The following is a 1,572-nucleotide window of genomic DNA, read 5'->3' on the forward strand; positions in this document are numbered from 1 at the left end:
TTCGACACCGAACTGGATGATGGCCCCGCCCTGGGCGGTGAAGTGGGTTCTTCTCCAGCGTTCGGCACGGACCTGTGACCAGTCGTAGGCAACGGGTACTACCCGCCATTCCTCGAATGGGTTCCACCAGCGGTATTTGAAGTTGTAGGCGTAGAGGCGTTGGCGGGCGCGGTTGAAGCGCAGTGGTAAATCGCGGGGAGGGTACACATCAACTTTCACGCAAAAGAAAAGAGACCAGACGCCAACGAGAACTCCGAGAACTAATAGACCCCACAACTCAAAGCCCACGGCCTGCTCAATTGAAAAAAAATCTGCCAATAGAGTGACCAGATATATACACATTACTGGCGCAAACCAAATCACCACCCCTCTGATGAGGGCCGGAGAACGAGACAGCTCCAAAAAAATATCATTTTGATGATTGGGCGTATCTAATCCTAGCGTTGGGGCTACATTTGGCAGCTCATTAGGGGTAGGCAAGTCTTCCTGCCAGCCAGGACAAGGTGGGTTTAGTCTTGACCTTTTCATGCGAGTCCCAGCCTTGCTTGGCCTTTGATCTTGTCCTCCTTAACAATTAGCCGAGCAAATCCCGACTTATCACTCTTATCAGGCCAATAAGACACCTCAAGCTCAAAGGCTTGAACCTCAAGATAGCCGAAGAAGCTGATGGCCCCACGGATCTCCAGGGCTTGGGCATTGTGGGTAATGACAGGGGCTGTTGTTTCAGGGTGATACCCAGGCGTCTTCCATGCAGCGGGAGGCGGTAACGGGCCATTCACGCCACCACTACGACCGCTCGCGATAGTTTCTCCCGAACTCTGGTTTGGCCGGTATACCTGCAACGCCCATTCGTAACTTGAAACATCAGGTTTATACCCGGGCAGGACGAGTTTGTAGTCCAGAAAAAGCCCAGCCGGGATTGCATCACCCATGGGAACCCCACCGATCTGCTCGGCTTTTACAGTCATCCCTGCATCCGCAGTTAAGCCCAACAACGCGGCGTTTAAGACACCAATTGCCGAATCCATGTCTTCATGGGCTGTCCAACGGCGATGCCCTTCTGGCAGGCCCCAAAGGGAATATCGTGCCCAGAGTTCGAGAGGTTGTGACTCTTGTCTCTTCGCCCAGACTGCCACTCCTAGCGCAGCAAGACCTAGCAGTACAGATGCTGCGAGTGGCCCTAGTGCAAATGCTGCTGGGGCGAAACTGCCCCAAATCCCGGCCAGACTTGAAACTGCCGCCAAACCGGCTGCTGCCCGGTATATGTAAGCTGCTGTTTTATCTCCGTTTTCCTTCGTTCGGCCCGCCGCAAACGCATACTGCAACCCCTCCAAAGCACTCGCCAACGCCACCAATGCCCCACCGTACTGCACGATCCGTGCGCCCACCCCAACAGTCTTTCCAGCGGTCCCTGTCAGCATGTTCAGATCAGGCCGCACCATCTGAATCACCCCACCGACAACCTCGACGCCTGCCCCCATCACTCCAAGCGATGCCGACATGACCGCCGCCGCAGCTTCGGGATGCTTGTCACCCAAGGTATCGAGCAGGCTTTCATAACTGCGGCGCAGG

General features: G+C 55.2%; 1 protein-coding gene and 1 pseudogene. Both read right to left on the reverse strand.

All coding sequences use genetic code 11. The features are described from left to right. Window positions 1-528, reverse strand: a 528-nt coding sequence (locus DM374_RS34185) for a DUF6708 domain-containing protein (RefSeq protein WP_318531828.1), incomplete at its 3' end; no start/stop codon positions are given. Then, window positions 525-1,572, reverse strand: a pseudogene (locus DM374_RS32485) (T6SS effector BTH_I2691 family protein); the annotation flags it as partial. The gene DM374_RS34185 and the pseudogene DM374_RS32485, both read right to left, overlap by 4 nt.

This window comes from Pseudomonas huaxiensis, from assembly GCF_003231275.1.
Classification (GTDB): Bacteria; Pseudomonadota; Gammaproteobacteria; order Pseudomonadales; family Pseudomonadaceae; genus Aquipseudomonas; species Aquipseudomonas huaxiensis.